14 protein-coding genes and 1 pseudogene are annotated in these 15,101 nt (G+C 70.1%); 8 read left to right on the forward strand and 7 right to left on the reverse strand.

Annotated elements, in window-relative coordinates:
- Positions 1-9: 9 nt before the first annotated feature.
- From AB0O93_RS13735 to AB0O93_RS13745, 3 genes are all read right to left on the reverse strand, one after another.
- Complete coding sequence (locus tag AB0O93_RS13735) at positions 10-921, reverse strand: glycine betaine ABC transporter substrate-binding protein (RefSeq protein WP_363344278.1); 912 nt, start codon at positions 919-921, stop codon at positions 10-12.
- Between the two features lie 73 nt (positions 922-994).
- Complete coding sequence (locus tag AB0O93_RS13740; protein WP_363344280.1) at positions 995-1,978, reverse strand: proline/glycine betaine ABC transporter permease; 984 nt, start codon at positions 1,976-1,978, stop codon at positions 995-997.
- On the reverse strand, positions 1,978-3,276 hold the full coding sequence (locus AB0O93_RS13745) for a glycine betaine/L-proline ABC transporter ATP-binding protein (protein WP_363344282.1): 1,299 nt from the start codon (positions 3,274-3,276) through the stop codon (positions 1,978-1,980). Before AB0O93_RS13745 ends, AB0O93_RS13740 begins: the two co-directional genes overlap by 1 nt.
- Positions 3,277-3,626: 350 nt before the next feature.
- Between AB0O93_RS13745 and AB0O93_RS13750 the strand changes: the two genes are divergently transcribed.
- Genes AB0O93_RS13750 through AB0O93_RS13760 form a run of 3 tightly spaced genes read left to right on the forward strand, consistent with a single transcriptional unit; the run spans position 3,627 to position 5,646 of the window.
- Positions 3,627-4,019 carry a GntR family transcriptional regulator gene (locus AB0O93_RS13750; RefSeq protein ID WP_363344284.1) on the forward strand — a complete coding sequence of 131 codons (393 nt, stop codon included), beginning with the start codon at positions 3,627-3,629 and terminating at the stop codon, positions 4,017-4,019.
- Entirely contained in the window at positions 4,016-4,918 is a 903-nt protein-coding gene (locus AB0O93_RS13755) for an ABC transporter ATP-binding protein (RefSeq protein ID WP_363344286.1), read from the forward strand. Before AB0O93_RS13750 ends, AB0O93_RS13755 begins: the two co-directional genes overlap by 4 nt.
- Positions 4,915-5,646 (forward strand): hypothetical protein, encoded by a 732-nt coding sequence (locus AB0O93_RS13760; RefSeq protein WP_363344288.1) that lies wholly within the window; start codon positions 4,915-4,917, stop codon positions 5,644-5,646. The genes AB0O93_RS13755 and AB0O93_RS13760 overlap by 4 nt, the downstream gene beginning before the upstream one ends.
- 33 nt (positions 5,647-5,679) lie before the next feature.
- Here AB0O93_RS13760 and AB0O93_RS13765 read toward each other — a convergent pair whose 3' ends face one another.
- Complete coding sequence (locus tag AB0O93_RS13765) at positions 5,680-5,973, reverse strand: chorismate mutase (protein WP_363344290.1); 294 nt, start codon at positions 5,971-5,973, stop codon at positions 5,680-5,682.
- Positions 5,974-6,031: 58 nt separating this feature from the next.
- Between AB0O93_RS13765 and AB0O93_RS13770 the strand changes: the two genes are divergently transcribed.
- A complete protein-coding gene (locus tag AB0O93_RS13770; protein ID WP_363344292.1) occupies positions 6,032-7,213 on the forward strand; it encodes an AI-2E family transporter in 1,182 nt (393 codons plus the stop codon).
- Between the two features lie 37 nt (positions 7,214-7,250).
- On the opposite strand, the gene AB0O93_RS13775 is transcribed toward AB0O93_RS13770, so the two are convergent.
- Positions 7,251-8,456: a beta-propeller fold lactonase family protein gene (locus AB0O93_RS13775; RefSeq protein ID WP_363344294.1), complete on the reverse strand. Its 1,206-nt coding sequence runs from the start codon at positions 8,454-8,456 to the stop codon at positions 7,251-7,253.
- A gap of 4 nt (positions 8,457-8,460) precedes the next feature.
- Positions 8,461-9,747, reverse strand: a complete 1,287-nt coding sequence (locus AB0O93_RS13780; RefSeq protein WP_363344296.1) for an adenylosuccinate synthase — start codon at positions 9,745-9,747, stop codon at positions 8,461-8,463.
- Between the two features lie 72 nt (positions 9,748-9,819).
- Between AB0O93_RS13780 and AB0O93_RS13785 the strand changes: the two genes are divergently transcribed.
- A complete protein-coding gene (locus AB0O93_RS13785) occupies positions 9,820-10,632 on the forward strand; it encodes a Pr6Pr family membrane protein (RefSeq protein WP_363344298.1) in 813 nt (270 codons plus the stop codon).
- 32 nt (positions 10,633-10,664) lie between these two features.
- On the opposite strand, the pseudogene AB0O93_RS13790 reads toward AB0O93_RS13785, so the two are convergent.
- Positions 10,665-11,498: pseudogene (locus tag AB0O93_RS13790) on the reverse strand (DUF1254 domain-containing protein); the annotation flags it as partial.
- A 98-nt stretch (positions 11,499-11,596) separates the two neighbouring features.
- Between AB0O93_RS13790 and argG the strand changes: the two are divergent.
- Genes argG through AB0O93_RS13805 form a run of 3 tightly spaced genes read left to right on the forward strand, consistent with a single transcriptional unit; the run spans position 11,597 to position 15,094 of the window.
- On the forward strand, positions 11,597-13,039 hold the full coding sequence (gene argG / locus AB0O93_RS13795) for an argininosuccinate synthase (RefSeq protein ID WP_363344300.1): 1,443 nt from the start codon (positions 11,597-11,599) through the stop codon (positions 13,037-13,039).
- Positions 13,040-13,049: 10 nt separating this feature from the next.
- Entirely contained in the window at positions 13,050-13,649 is a 600-nt protein-coding gene (locus tag AB0O93_RS13800; protein ID WP_363344302.1) for an SRPBCC family protein, read from the forward strand.
- Complete coding sequence (locus AB0O93_RS13805) at positions 13,646-15,094, forward strand: NAD(P)/FAD-dependent oxidoreductase (protein ID WP_363344304.1); 1,449 nt, start codon at positions 13,646-13,648, stop codon at positions 15,092-15,094. The genes AB0O93_RS13800 and AB0O93_RS13805 overlap by 4 nt, the downstream gene beginning before the upstream one ends.
- Positions 15,095-15,101 lie beyond the last annotated feature (7 nt).

Below are 15,101 nucleotides of genomic sequence, written 5' to 3' on the forward strand. Positions count from 1 at the left end.
GTTCCGCGATCAGTCCGTGATGATGGTGCTGAACGCGTCGGGGTTGGCCTCGATCCAGGCCTCGACGGCCTCGGCTTCCTGGCCGTCGCCGTACTCGTTCACGACCATGTCCTCGAGCGAGGCGTACTGCGCGTCATCCAGCTGGATGCCGGCGATCAGCTCGGCCGCCTCCGGGAAGCGCTCCGAGAAGTCGCTCGTTCCGAGGAAGTGCAGCGCCTCGGGCTCGCCCATCGCGCCCATCGGGTCCTCGAGGTCGCGCAGGTTGTACGCGTCGTTGGCCCAGAAGGGACGCCACGAGGTCACGACGATGTCCTCTTCGTCGGCGATGGCGTTCTCGAGCTCGGTGAGCATCGCCGCGGTCGAGGAGGTGAGGAGGGTGTACTCGTCGCCCAGCTCGTATGCGGGGATCATCGAGTCCTGCGTCACGCCGGTGAGGCCGGCGCCCGGCTCGATGCCGACGATCTCGCCGCCGAACATGTCGGCGTTGCCCTTGAGGTCTTCGATCGAGGTGATGTCGACGTAGTCGGGGACGGCGATGGTGAGCACCGCGCCCTCGTAGTAGGCGCCGATGTCCTCGATGCTGTCGCCGTACTCCTCCATGTAGGAGGCGTGGGTGACCTCGGGCCACGCGGACGGGTACATGTCCACGTCACCCTGGGCGAGACCGGCGTAGAGCGGACCCGCCTCGGTCAGCTCCTGCATCTCGACGGTGTAGCCGAGCTTCTCGAGCTGGTTCTCGAGGAGGTACGCGGTGCTGAGGCCGTCGGTCCACGAGGGGAGGAACCCGAGGGTGATCGTGCCCATCTCCTCCGAACCGGCGTCCGCGGTTCCGTTGTCGCCGCCGTCGCTCGAGCAGCCGGCGAGCGCGAGCGTCGCCGCCGCGCCGAGGGCGAGGATTCCTGTGAGCTTCCGATTTCGCATAGTGCTTCCCTTCATCTTCTTCATGTGTGATCGCATTCGTTCCGTATCGGTGTTCAGTTGTGGGTTCTGAGGGCTACAGCGCTCCGCCGCCGCCCACAGGAGCGCGCCGCGGGGACGCGACCTCGCGCTCGGCCTCGGCGGACGCGTTCGCGCTCTCGGTGACGGCCGGCTCGTTCGAGCCGCGCGAGGAACGGCTGCGCCCGAGCTTCGCGCGGAGCGAGCGGGGGTAGGCGGCGGGGTTGCCGAGCGCGGCGGTGACGCGGTCGAGGAAGACCGCGAGGATCACGACACCGAGCCCCGCCTCGACGCCGAGGGAGAGGTTCACGGTCGAGACCGACTGCACGACGATCTTCCCGAGCCCGTCGGCACCGACGATGCCCGCGAGCACCGCCATCGAGAGCGCGAGCATGATGACCTGGTTGACGCCCGCCATGATGGTCGGCATCGCGAGGGGCAGCTGGATGCCCCGGAGGATCTGCCCGGGCTTCGCGCCGAACGCATGCCCGGCCTCGACGGTCTCCGAGTCGACTCCGCGGATGCCGAGCTCGGTGAGGCGCACCCCGGGAGGCAGCGCGAAGATGACCGTCGCGACGACGCCCGGCACGACCCCGATGCTGAAGAACGTGATCGCGGGGATCAGGTAGACGAACGCCGGCATCGTCTGCATGAAGTCGAGGACCGGCTTCAGGATCGCCCGCACGGTGTCGTTGCGCGCCGACCAGATCCCCAGCGGGATGCCGATGAGCAGCGCCACGACGGCGGCGACGAGCACGAGCGCGAGGGTCTGCATCGCGGGAACCCAGAGGTCCATCGCGACGATCAGGGTGAAGGTCACCGCGGTGCCGATCGCCATCTGCCACGAACGGAAGAACCAGCCGAGCAAGGCGAAGACGACGATCGCGATTGGTACGGGGACGGCGATGAGCAGATCCGTCAGTCCGTCGACCAAGAAGCTGACGATGAGGCTGATGACGTCGAACAGGCCCGAGAGGTTGTCGCGGAGCCAATCGACCCCGGTGTCGACCCAGTCGCCGAGGGGAATGCGGAAACCATCCATCAGCGCACCCCCTCGCTGTCGGCGGCCGGGGCTCCGTCGAGGGAGTCCCCGAGGAGCGCGTCGATCTCGGTCGAAGGCATGGGTCGGGGAAGGATCGTGATCTCCGAGGTGTCGGTGGGTCCGGGGCCGAGGGCGGCGAGCAGGGTGACGCGCGGGATGACGCCGACGAGACGCCCCTCGTCATCGGTGACCGCGAGCGGCAGCTGCGACTCGACGGCCGGGACGAAGAGGTTCATGAGGACTTCGTCCTGCGAGACGCTCTGCGGCACGGGCTTCAGCACCGAGGTGAGGGCGTTCTCGCCGCGGCGGACGAGCTTCACCGCGTCGCGGTCGGTCACGATGCCGAGGAGACGCCGGTCACGGCCCACGACGTACGCCGCGGACGAGTAGGCGTCGCGCATCTGCCGGAGCGCCGTGCGCGGGCCGCCGCTGTCGGCGACGACCGGGCGGGGACGCTCCATGACGTTGGCGGCGGTGAGGACGCGCGCCCGGTCGACGTCCTGGACGAACTGCTCGACGTAGTCGTTGGCCGGGTCGGTGAGGATGTCTTCGGGCGTGCCGATCTGGACGATGCGACCGTCGCGCATCACCGCGATCCGGTCGCCGAGGAACATCGCCTCGTTGAGGTCGTGGGTGATGAAGACGATCGTCTTCTGCAGCTTCTGCTGCAGCGAGAGCAGCTGCTCCTGCATCTCGCGACGGATGAGGGGGTCCAGCGCGCTGAAGGCCTCGTCCATGAGCAGGATGTCGGTGTCGGCGGCGAGGGCGCGGGCGATGCCCACGCGCTGCTGCATTCCGCCCGAGAGGGCCGAGGGGAGCTTGTCGCCCCAACCTTCGAGCCCCACCATGCCGAGGATCTCCTCCGCCTTGGCCAGCCGCTCGGCCTTGCCGACGCCGCGCAGCTCGAGCGGGTACGCGACGTTGTCGGCCACCGTGCGGTGGGGCAGGAGCGCGAAGTGCTGGAAGACCATCGACACCCGGTCGCGGCGGATCTCGCGCAGCTTGCCCGCGGGGATGTCCGTGATGGTTTCGCCCTGCACCGTGATGCTGCCGGCGGTGGCGTCGTGCAGGCCGTTGAGCATCCGGATGATGGTGGACTTCCCCGACCCGGACAGGCCCATGATGACGAAGATCTCGCCGGGCGAGACGGTGAAGCCCGCGTCGATGACGGCGGCGGTTCCGGCGTCCGCGACATCCGTGCGGCTTTCTCCGGCCTTCAGCCGCTTCACGGCCTGCTTCGGATTCTTCCCGAAGACTTTGTAGAGGTTCTCGACCTCGATTGCATGAGCGACGGTCACTGGTCACACCTCGACGGCCCGCGAGCAGGCAGGGCCGCATCGGTCGCGCCCGGGTGGTGATCACCGGCGAAGGCGAGGCAGCGGGGTGCCCCAGCGACATCGCTACCGGTGGGGTACATCGGGTTCCCCACCCAGATCACCGACCGTACGACCCCATCTCCTCACCCGATTCTCTCGGGGGACGGGGGCGCGGACTGGTCGTGTGGGCCGAAAGGCCCGACTTCGAGGCAATCAGAGATGGATGCCGCGCGCAAACCCGGATGGCCGCGGGAACCGTTCTTGACACACCCCGACTTCCATGGTTACTTAGTCAAGTAATGAACCACGTAAGCACCCGGATCGGAGGGCCCGTGAATGACGACGGGAAAGCCCTGTTCCTGCAGATCGCCGAGGCGATCGAGGAGCAGATCGTGGATGGGACGCTGCGTGAAGAATCCCAGGTCCCATCCACAAACGAGCTGGCCGCGTTCCACCGCATCAATCCCGCCACCGCGGGGAAAGGAGTGAACATGCTCGTCGACTCGGGCGTGCTCTACAAGCGACGCGGGGTGGGCATGTTCGTCGCCCCGGGAGCCCGCGACCGCGTCCTCTCGGACCGCCGCGAAGCGTTTGCAGATCGTTATCTCGAGCCGCTGCTCGCCGAGGCCGCACGGCTCGGATTGAGCGCCGACGCCCTCGCCTCCCTCATCCGCGAACGCGCGGAGAACCACACTCCCCCGACCACGGAAGGACTCCCCAGATGACCGCCGTCATCGAGGTCACCGGCCTCACCAAGCGCTACCGCGAGACCGTCGCGGTGGACGACATCAGCTTTGCCATCGAGAAGGACACCATCTACGGTCTCCTCGGCCGCAACGGCGCCGGAAAGACCACGGTCATGTCGATCCTGACCGCGCAGAACTTCGCCACCTCCGGCGACGTCCGCATCTTCGGCGAGCGCCCGTACGAGAACCCCCGCGTGCTGCAGCGGATGTGCTTCGTCCGCGAGAGCCAGAAGTACCCGGACGACGCCACCCCGCGCCACGCGTTCCGCATCGCCCGCCTGTTCTTCCCGAACTGGGACCAGGACCTCGCCGATCAGCTGGTCGACGACTTCCAGCTGCCGATGAAGAAGACGATCAAGAAGCTCTCGCGCGGCCAGCTGTCCGCCGTCGGAGTGGTGATCGGCCTCGCCTCCCGCGCCGAGATCACCTTCTTCGACGAGCCCTACCTGGGCCTGGATGCCGTCGCCCGGCAGATCTTCTACGATCGCCTGCTCGCCGACTACGCCGAGCACCCCCGGACGATCATCCTCTCCAGCCACCTCATCGACGAGGTCTCCAGCCTCATCGAACGCGTCCTCGTCATCGACGGCGGGCGCATCATCATGGACGAGGAGACGGATGCCGTCCGCGGACGCGCCGCGACCATCGTCGGCGACAGCGCCCGGGTCGACGCCTTCGTGGCGGGCCGCGAGGTGCTCCACCGGGAGGGACTCGGCCACGTGTCGAGCGTCACCGTCCTCGGCGAACTCACCCACGCCGACCGCGTCCGTCTGGCCGATGACGGCCTCGACGTCGCCCCGGTCTCGCTGCAGCAGCTGATCGTGCGCACCACCCAGCAGTCCGCGTCCGCGCGTCACGACGAAGGAGCCCTCCGATGAGCGCCGTCACCGCCACCCCCAGCCCCACCCGCAGCCCCCGCATCCTCAACGTCGTGCGGATGCAGCTGGTGAACCGCCAGACCTACATCTGGGTCCCCCTCATCGTGCTGTTCGGCACGCTGCTCATCACCCTCGCGATCTGGGGCGTGATCATCGGCAACGGCGGGTCGGGCAACCTCTTCGGCGGCGGAGCACAGGCGCCGCTGTGGTACTTCGGCGTCGTCGGCGTGCAGGCGCTGACCTTGACGTTCCCGTTCTCGCAGGCGATGAGCGTCAGCCGGCGCGAGTTCTTCGTCGGCACCCTCCTCACGGCCGCGATGACCGCGGTGATCCTCGCGATCGTGTTCGTCCTCGGCGCGTTCATCGAGACGGCGACGAACGGCTGGGGCATGAACGGCTACTTCTTCGCCCTGCCCGGGGTCTGGGATGCCGGCGCGGGCGTCGCGGGCCTGTTCTACTTCAGCATCGCGATGCTCTTCTTCATCGTCGGGTTCACCTCGGCGACGATCTACAAGCGCTTCGGCGGCATCGCCCTGACGGTGGTGCTCGTGGGGCTGGGCGCGCTGCTGGTCCTGGCGATGTTCCTCATCGGACGCCTGAACGCGTGGGGTGCCGTCTTCGGATGGTTCGCCCAGCTGGGCATCCTCGGCGGAGCGTTCCTCGTCCTCGGGGTCGTGGCGGTGCTGTCGGCGACGGCGTACGGCATCCTCCGTCGCGCGACGCCCTGACCCGCGCCGAATCGGCGCGCGGCCGGCGGGTGCTCAGCGCCCGTCGGCCGCTGCGGTGTGGTGGCGGATCACCTCGGCGACGACGAAGTTGAACCACTTCTCCGCGAACGCGGGGTCGAGGTCCGCCTCCTCCGCGAGGGCCCGCAGGCGCGCGACCTGCTGCTCCTCCCGTGCGGGGTCGGAGGCGGGCATCCCGAACTCGGCCTTCAGCTCGCCCACCTGCGTGGTGCACTTGAACCGCTCGGCCAGGAGATACACCAGCGAGGCGTCGATGTTGTCGATGCTGCTGCGCAGGCGGAGCAGGGTGGCGCGCGGGTCGTCCTTCATGGGTGAATCCTCCTCGCCCCGACACTACCGCGCGACGCCGCGGTCCTAGAGTGTGAGGATGACCGCCGAGCCGCCCTCGACCGCCCCCTCCCCCGCCGAGGCGCCCGGACCGACCGAGGCCCCCTCCGACGCCCCCGACGACACCCGCCGCGGCCTTCCCCCGCGGGCCGCCCTGCAGCGCTGGGCAAGCCTGAACAACCCGTTCGCGGTGGGCTTCACCCTCACCCTCGGCGGCCTCGTCGCCTTGGCGCTCGGCATCGCGTTCGGCAACCTGTCGACGATCATCATCTACGTCGCGCTCGCCCTGTTCGTCGCCCTCGGACTCGATCCCGCGGTGCGGTGGCTGGAACGCAAGAACGTGCCCCGCGCGTGGGGCATCGTCATCGTCTACGCCGTCTTCGCGCTCATCCTCATCGGCGTCCTCCTGCTCATCGTGCCGACGGTCGTCGGGCAGATCGCCCAGTTCATCGACGACATCCCCTCGCTCATCGCCAACTTCCAGCAGTCGTCCTTCTACGGCTGGGCCGAGAGCACCTTCGGCGACCCGGTCGAGGTGCTGATCTCGGAGATCCAGAAGTTCCTCTCCGACCCGGGCAACATCGCGACCCTCGGCGGCGGAGTCCTCCGCGTGGTCGTCGGCATCGGCTCGGCGATCTCGGGCGGCATCATCGTGATCGTCCTGAGCCTGTACTTCCTGGCGTCGCTGCTGTCGATGAAGCAGGGCCTCTACCGACTCGTCCCCGCGCACGCGCGTGCCAAGACGGCCGACCTCACCGAGCAGATCACCGACTCGATCGGCGGGTACCTCATGGGCATGGTTCTGCTGGCCTTCTTCAACGCCACGTTCACGTTCATCATGTACCTGCTGCTCGGCCTGCAGTTCGCCGCGCTGATGGCGGTGGTCTCGTTCAGCATCACGATCATCCCGCTCGTCGGCCCGGTGCTGTTCTGGATCATCGGCTCGAGCGTCGCGCTCTTCCTCGACCCGCTCGCGGCGCTCATCTTCGCCCTGGCGTACCTGGTCTACATGCAGGTCGAGGCGTACGTGCTGACGCCGAAGGTGATGAACAAGGCCGTTTCGGTGCCCGGATCGCTCGTCGTCATCGGCGCGCTCGTGGGTGGGACGCTCCTCGGCCTCCTCGGCGCCCTCGTCGCGGTGCCGGTGACCGCCTCGATCCTGCTGATCATCAAGCAGGTCGTGATCCCCCGGCAGGACGCCAAGACGAGACCGGTCACCTAGCGGAACGCGGGGCCTCGGCGCGGACGCGAACCGGGACTCAACCGAGCGGCATCAGGCAGCTCGGCGACGCCACCGACGTGCGGTGCCGGACCCGTCCCGGGATCCCCGTGCGGGGATCGAGCGGGCGCGAGACGACGTCGTCCGAGTGCTGGCCGGCCACGAGCAGCGTGTCGCGGACGACGAGGTGGTGGCGCGGCCACCGCACGTCCGCCTCGACGAGCGCGACCGGGCTGAGCGCCTCGCCCCCGCCGCGGACCCGGAGGACCGCGATGGTGTCGGTCCCGCGCACGCCCGCGTAGAGCGTCTCGGCGTCGTGGGACATCGCGAGCTCGGCCGCCGTGTCGTCGGGGAGGATGCCGGCGCCGAGGCTCGCCCCGGCGACGATGCGCCACGCCCCCGAGTCATCCGGTGCGAGGGCGAAGACCTCGTGCGACAGCTCGGTCACGACGTAGAGGTGACCGCTCGGATGCCAGACCGTGTGGCGGGGACCCGACCCGCGCGGCAGCACGACGTCCTGTCGGTGACGGAGGCCGTCGGCCGTGACACTCCAGAGCCGCACGACGTCGTACCCCATGTCGGTGGTCGCGACGAGGCCGCGCGGCAGGAACCGCGCCTGGTGCGCGTGCGGGGTGCGCTCGGTCTCCGCGGACGGCTGCTCCGGCGTCGCAGGGTGCGGGGCCTCATCGCGGTCGTGCTCCGGGACGAGGTGAGCGAACTCCGCACCCGCCGCCTCGCGGAGGGCGCGCGCGGCAGCGGCGAGGTCGATGACCTCCCCCGTCCCGCCTGACACCGCGGTCGTCTGGGCCTCCGTCGCAGCCGATCCATGCGGATCGACGGGAGCAGCCGCCTCGACGGGGCGCGACGGGAGACCTGCGGCATCCAGTCGCACCCGCACGACGCGGCCGTCTCCCCAGCACGAGGCGAGGAGGAAGGCGCCGTCGGGAGAGACCGCCACGTGGCAGACCGCGTCCCCCGCCGGCACCGCGGCACCGAGGGCCGCGAGGCGTTCGGGTCCGACGCGACGGAACGCCTGCACCGTCCCCGCTCCCTCGAGAGCGGCGTAGACGACGTCGAGCGTCGGGTGCGGGGTGATCCAGGACGGCGACCCCGGCACCGTGACCGCGTCTCCCTCGCCGCGCAGCACGCCCCCGGCGAGCGCGTCGTCGGGGGCGCCGGCATCCAGGACCGCGATCCCCGTCGCCGAGCCCTCCGGCGCGGTGTAGCCGCCCACGAGGAAGCGCACGGGGTCAGTCCAGAAGGTCGTGCCGGACGATGACCGCGTCGCGCGCGGGGCCGACGCCGATCACCGAGATGCGCGTGCCGCTCATCGCCTCGAGTGCGAGGACGTACTCCTGCGCAGCGACCGGGAGGTCGTCGAACGTGCGGGCGCCCGAGATGTCCTCCTTCCAGCCGGGGAGGTACTCCAGGATCGGCCGCGCGTGGTGGAAGTCGGACTGGTTCACCGGCACCTCGTCGAAGCGCTGACCGTCGACGTCGTACGCGACGCAGACGGGGATCCGGTCGAGTCCGGTGAGGATGTCGAGCTTGGTGAGCACGAGGTCGGTGATGCCGTTGATCCGTGTCGCGTACCGGGTGATGGGGGCGTCGTACCAGCCGACGCGGCGGGGGCGCCCGGTGGTCGTGCCGAACTCGAACCCGCGCGAGCGCAGGAAGTCGCCGTTCTCGTCGAAGAGCTCCGTGGGGAACGGGCCCGAGCCCACCCGGGTCGTGTAGGCCTTCACGATGCCGACGATGCGGTCGAGGCGGTTGGGACCGATGCCCGCCCCGGTCGCCGCGCCACCGGCGGTCGCCGACGACGAGGTGACGAACGGGTAGGTGCCGTGGTCGACGTCGAGCATCGTGGCCTGGCCGCCCTCGAAGACGACGACCTCGTCGCGGTCGAGGGCCTCGCTGAGGAGCAACCCGGTGTCGGCGACCATCGGGCGGAGGCGCTCGGCGTACGACAGGAGCTCGTCCACGATCTCGTCGACGGTGATGGAGCGGCGGTTGAAGACCTTCACGAGGAGGTGGTTCTTCTGGTCGAGCGCGCCCTCGACCTTCTGGCGCAGGATGTTCTCGTCGAAGAGATCCTGCACGCGGATTCCGACCCGGTTGATCTTGTCGGCGTAGGCGGGTCCGATCCCGCGGCCCGTGGTGCCGATCTGGCGCTTGCCGAGGAAGCGCTCGGTGACCTTGTCGAGGGTGCGGTGGTACTGGGTGATGAGGTGCGCGTTGGCGCTGATGCGCAGGCGCGAGATGTCCATCCCGCGCGCGGTGAGCGCCTCGAGCTCGTTGAAGAGCACCTCGGGGTCGACCACGACGCCGTTGCCGATGACGGCGTTGACGCCGGGCGAGAGGATGCCGGAGGGCAGCAGGTGCAGGGCGTACTTCTCGTCGCCGATCACCACGGTGTGGCCGGCGTTGTTGCCGCCGTTGAACTTCACGACCCAGTCGGTGCGTTCCCCGAGGAGGTCGGTGGCTTTGCCCTTGCCCTCGTCCCCCCACTGGACTCCGACGATGACGATGCCTGGCATGGGCTTTCCCCCCGTTGTCGACACGGTTAGACCTCAGTCTATCGGGCGCGGTGGGCCGCTACAGTCACCCGTATGCACGCACGCACGCGCTCCCGGATCTGGCAGATCCTGCGCCTCGCCATGGCGGTCGCGGTGCTGGCCGCCGTCGTCAGTCAGCTCGCCCTCACCGTCGACATCGCGCGGGACGCCGGGCGCGACGTGACTACGACCGTGGCGAACTTCTTCAGCTTCTTCACGATCCTCTCCAATGTCTCCGCTGCGATCGTGCTCGCCGTCGCGGGGGTGCACGGGCTCCGCCACCCCGACAGGACCGATGGGACACCGCTGGCCGTCGCGCTGGCCTCGGTGACGACGTACATGGTCATCACCGGCGTGGTCTACAACCTGCTACTGCGGGGGATCGAGCTCGCCCCCGGGACGACCGTGCCGTGGTCGAACGAGGTCCTCCACGTCGTCGCGCCGCTCTTCCTCGCCCTCGACCTCTTCCTCGGGCCGCGCCGCCGCGCGCTGGCGTGGCGGGCGCTGTGGGCGATCGTGGCGTTCCCGATCGTGTGGGTCGTCTACACGATGGTGCGGGGGACGCTCGTCACCAACCCGGTCACGGGCGATCCGTTCTGGTACCCCTACCCGTTCCTGAACCCGAACAATCCCGCGCTCCAGCCCCCGGGTTACGCCGGTGTGGCCGTGTACGTCGTCGGGATCGCCGTGGGGATCCTGCTGGTAGGCGCCGCGGTGGTCTTCCTCGGACGCCGCCGTGCTCAGCGGTCGGCGGGCTCAGACCCCTCGGGCTCGGGCTCCGCGGGGCTGTCCAGCCGCACGAGGTCGGGCACCTCCCACCGGCCCTCGAGGAACTCCGCGCGCGGCCGGTACAGCCGCAGCAGGTAGTTCCAACCCTCGGGCAGGGGGATGTCGTTCGGACCGGTGGCCTCCCCCGGCGGGGTGAAGCGCACCGTGATCGCGCCGTCTTCGTCGGGGACGCCGGTGATGCTGTTCACGCTGTATCGGTCATCGCCGTTCGGCTCGAAGTAGCCCCGGGCGTTGTAGACCGAGACCGACCAGAACGCGTCGACCGGGACGTCCCGCATCGTCAGCTCGTAGTGGCCGACCGGGAGGTTCGGCGCCACACCCACGTAGGACGCCTCGGTGAGGGGCAGTCCGCCCCACCCCGCGGCCGTGCCGATGAGGTGACGGACCGGGTCGACCTCCTCGGGGCCGCCGAAGGTGCGCGCGAACGCCCGCAGGCCGCTGGCGAGGCCCAGCAGCGCGGTGCGGGTGGCGTCGAGCGACGCGACATCGTACTCGGGCGGCGAGAAGGTCTCCGCACCGTCGTTGTCGAGCACGAACCCGTCCTGCACGGCTGCGACCGCCTCGACGTCCGCCGGGGAGGCGGGATCGACGAGGGTGCGCACCGCGACGAGCACGTAGCGGGACTCCGGCGCCAGCTCCGCGAGGTCGTACTCCCCCGCCTCGTGGAGAACCGCGCGGATGTAGTGGTCGTTGTCCACGATCATCACCGACACGTAGCGGGCACCGGCATCCGGCACCGTCAGCGTCGCGCCGGCGGCGAGATCCGCGATCGCGAAGCTGTAGAGCGTGTCGCGGTTCAGCCGGATGACCGTCTGGGCGTCGATCGACGCGGGTTCGCGGTTGTGGCGGAAGACGCCGATGCCGCCCGCATCCGCCTGGATGTCGGCGAACATGCGGTCCGTTTCGGCTCGCACGAAGTTGTCGGCGTTGACGTGGAGTGCCATGGACACACTCTCGTTCAGAAACGGCGCTCGGGCAAACCTCCGGACAGGGTGATTTCCCCGTGATAGGGAGACGGATGCCGCTCACTAAGCTGGAGGGCATGTCGAAGGTCCTTCAGTCCCTGCCCGTCGGCGAGCGTGTCGGCATCGCCTTCTCCGGGGGGCTCGATACCTCCGTCGCCGTGGCGTGGATGCGCGACAAGGGCGCCGTCCCCTGCACCTACACCGGAGACCTCGGCCAGCCCGACGAGGACGACATCGCCGCGATCCCCGGCCGCGCGCTCGAGTACGGCGCCGAGGTCTCGCGCCTGGTCGATTGCAAGCGCGCACTCGTGGAGGAGGGCTTCGGGGCTCTCGCGTGCGGCGCCTTCCACATCCGCTCCGGCGGAAAGACGTACTTCAACACCACGCCCCTCGGCCGCGCCGTGACCGGCACGCTCCTCGTCCGCGCGATGAAGGAGGACGGCGTCGACATCTGGGGCGACGGATCGACCTACAAGGGCAACGACATCGAGCGGTTCTACCGCTACGGCCTGCTCGCCAACCCCGCGCTGCGCATCTACAAGCCGTGGCTCGACGCCGACTTCGTCACCGAGCTGGGCGGCCGGCAGGAGATGAGCGAGTGGCTCACCGAGCACGGTTTCCCCTACCGCGACTCGGCGGAGAAGGCCTACTCGACCGACGCGAACATCTGGGGCGCGACCCACGAGGCGAAGACGCTCGAGCACCTCGAGGTCTCGCTCGAGGTCGTCGACCCCATCATGGGCGTGCGGTTCTGGGACCCCGCGGTCGCCATCGAGACCGAGGAGGTCTCGGTCACGTTCGCCGCCGGTCGCCCCGTCGCCCTGAACGGGGTCGAGTACGCCGACCCGGTCGAGCTCGTCTTCGAGGCCAACCGCATCGGCGGTCGCCACGGCCTGGGCATGAGCGACCAGATCGAGAACCGCATCATCGAGGCGAAGTCGCGCGGCATCTACGAGGCCCCGGGTATGGCGCTGCTCTTCATCGCCTACGAGCGCCTGGTCAACGGCATCCTGAACGAGGACACGCTCGCGACCTACCACGAGCAGGGCCGCCGGCTCGGGCGCCTCATGTACGAGGGCCGCTGGCTCGAGCCGCAGTCCCTCATGCTGCGCGAGTCGATCCAGAAGTGGGTCGGGTCCACCATCAACGGCACGGTCACGCTGCGCCTGCGTCGCGGCGACGACTGGACGATCCTCGACACCGTCTCGCCCAACCTCTCGTACGCGCCCGAGAAGCTCTCGATGGAGCGGGTCGGGGATGCCGCGTTCGGTCCGACCGACCGCATCGGACAGCTGACGATGCGCAACCTCGACATCGCCGACTCGCGCGCGCGCCTCGAGCACTACGCCGCCGCCGGGATCATCGGCGGGGCGACCGGCGAGCTCGTCGGCACCCTGAGCGCCGGCGGCGCGGAAGAGATCACCGGGTCGGCCACGCCGGGCGACGCGCGCGGCGAGAAGCTCGCCGACGCCGTGGATGCCGCCAGCGAGGCCGCGGCCTTCGACTCGGGAACCGACTGAGGCGCACCCCGTGGCCACCGGTAACGCCCGCATCGTCCGCAGCACGCCGGATGACGTCTTCGCGGTGTTCTCGGACGGATGGCTGTATCCGGTGTGGGTGGTCGGGGCCGCGCGCATGCGGGACGTCACCGGCGACTGGCCGCAGGCCGGGGCCGAGATCCATCACTCGCTCGGGATCTGGCCGGTCCTCATCGACGACCGCACCGAGGTCGTCGAGTGGGACCCGCCGCGCCGGCTCCGCCTGCGCGCACGGATCGGCCCCTTCGGGCGGGCAGTGGTTGTCGTCGACGTCCGACCGCGCGGGGATCACTGCATCGTGCGGATGGGCGAGGAGCCGGTCGCGGGCCTCGCCGCACGCGTCCCGCAGATCCTCTGGGCGCCCATCATGCGCCTCCGCAACACCGAGACCCTGCGCCGCCTGGCCTTCCTCGCCGAGGGGCGGGCGCAGGCGAGGATCGAGAACGACCGTGTGATCCGGGACGACGTGCCCGCGGAGGAACCCGGCCCGGAGGCCGACGCCGAGGCGCGCGAGGACGTCGCCGAGGCGGACGAGGCCCACGACGCGGCGGAGAACCCGGAACAGGTCGATCCTCCGGAGAGGCGCGAGTGACCTCTCCCGACGTGGTGGTCGTCGGCTCCGGCCCCAACGGGCTGGCCGCCGCCGCGACCCTCGCCCGGGCGGGCCTGAGCGTGCAGGTCTTCGAGCGCTCCGAGCAGGCGGGCGGCGGAACCCGCACGGCGGAGCTGACCCTCCCCGGCTATCACCACGACATCTGCTCGGCGGTGCATCCGCTCGCCGTCGCATCGCCGTTCTTCCGTGCGTTCGGGCTCGCCGAGCGTCTCGAGCTCCTCACCCCCGAGGTGTCGTTCGCGCATCCCCTCCCCGATCGGCCGGCGGGGGTGGCGTACGTGGATCTCGCGCGCACCGCGCACGAACTCGGTGCGGACGGTGCGGCATACCGCCGGATGATCGAGCCGCTGTCGGACCGCGCCCTGGCCGTGGCGCGCTTCACCGGCTCGAACCTCCTCGGCATCCCCGACGACCCGATCGCCGCAACATTCTTCGCCGCGCGGGTCCTCGAGCAGGGGACGCCGGTGTGGAACGCGCGCTTCCGCGAGGAGCAGGCGCCGGCGATGATCACCGGCGTCTCGGCGCACGCGATCGTGCGCCAGCCGAGCCTCGTCGCCGCCGGCGCGGGCCTCGCCCTCCAGGCGCACGCCCATGCGGGCGGCTGGCCGATCCCGCGCGGAGGAAGCCAGGCGATCGCCGACGCGCTGGTGGCCGACATCCGCGCCCACGGGGGCGAGATCGTCACCGGACACGACATCCGCCGCCTGTCCGATCTGCCACCGGCTCGGGCGACGGTGATGGACATCACCCCCCGGGCCTTCCTCGCCCTCGCCGGCGACCGCGTGCCCGCCCGCTACCGGCGCGCGCTCTCGCGCTTCCGGCACGGGAACGCGGCGGCCAAGGTGGACTTCGCCCTCTCCGGCCCGGTTCCGTGGGCCGACGACCGGGTGCGGAAGGCGGGGACGGTCCACCTCGGCGGCACGCGGGCCGACATGGCGTGGGCCGAGAACCAGGTCGCCCGAGGCCGTCATGCGGCAGACCCCTACGTCCTCGTCTCGCAGCCGTCGGTGCTCGACGACTCGCGCGCTCCCGGCGACCACCACGTGCTGTGGGCGTACACCCACGTCCCGGCGGGGTCCGACGTCGACCAGACCGAGGCCATCACCCGGACGATCGAGCGCGTGGCGCCCGGCTTCCGCGATCTCATCGTCGCGCACCGCAGTGCCACGGCGGTGGATCTGAGCGAGCAGAACCCGAACTACGTCGGTGGGGACATCAGCGCGGGAGCGGCGACCCTGTGGCAGCTGCTCGCGCGCCCCGTGCTGTCGCGCGACCCGTGGCGGACGGCTCTCGACGGGTTCTACCTGTGCGGCTCGTCGACCGTGCCGGGCCCCGGCGTGCACGGACTCTCCGGCTGGTATGCGGCGCAGTCGGCTCTGCGCAACACCTTCGGTCGCCGCGCGCCCGTCGACCTCGCTCCCTGAAGGAGCG

The organism is Microbacterium sp. NPDC077184 (assembly GCF_040687055.1).
GTDB lineage: Bacteria > Actinomycetota > Actinomycetes > Actinomycetales > Microbacteriaceae > Microbacterium.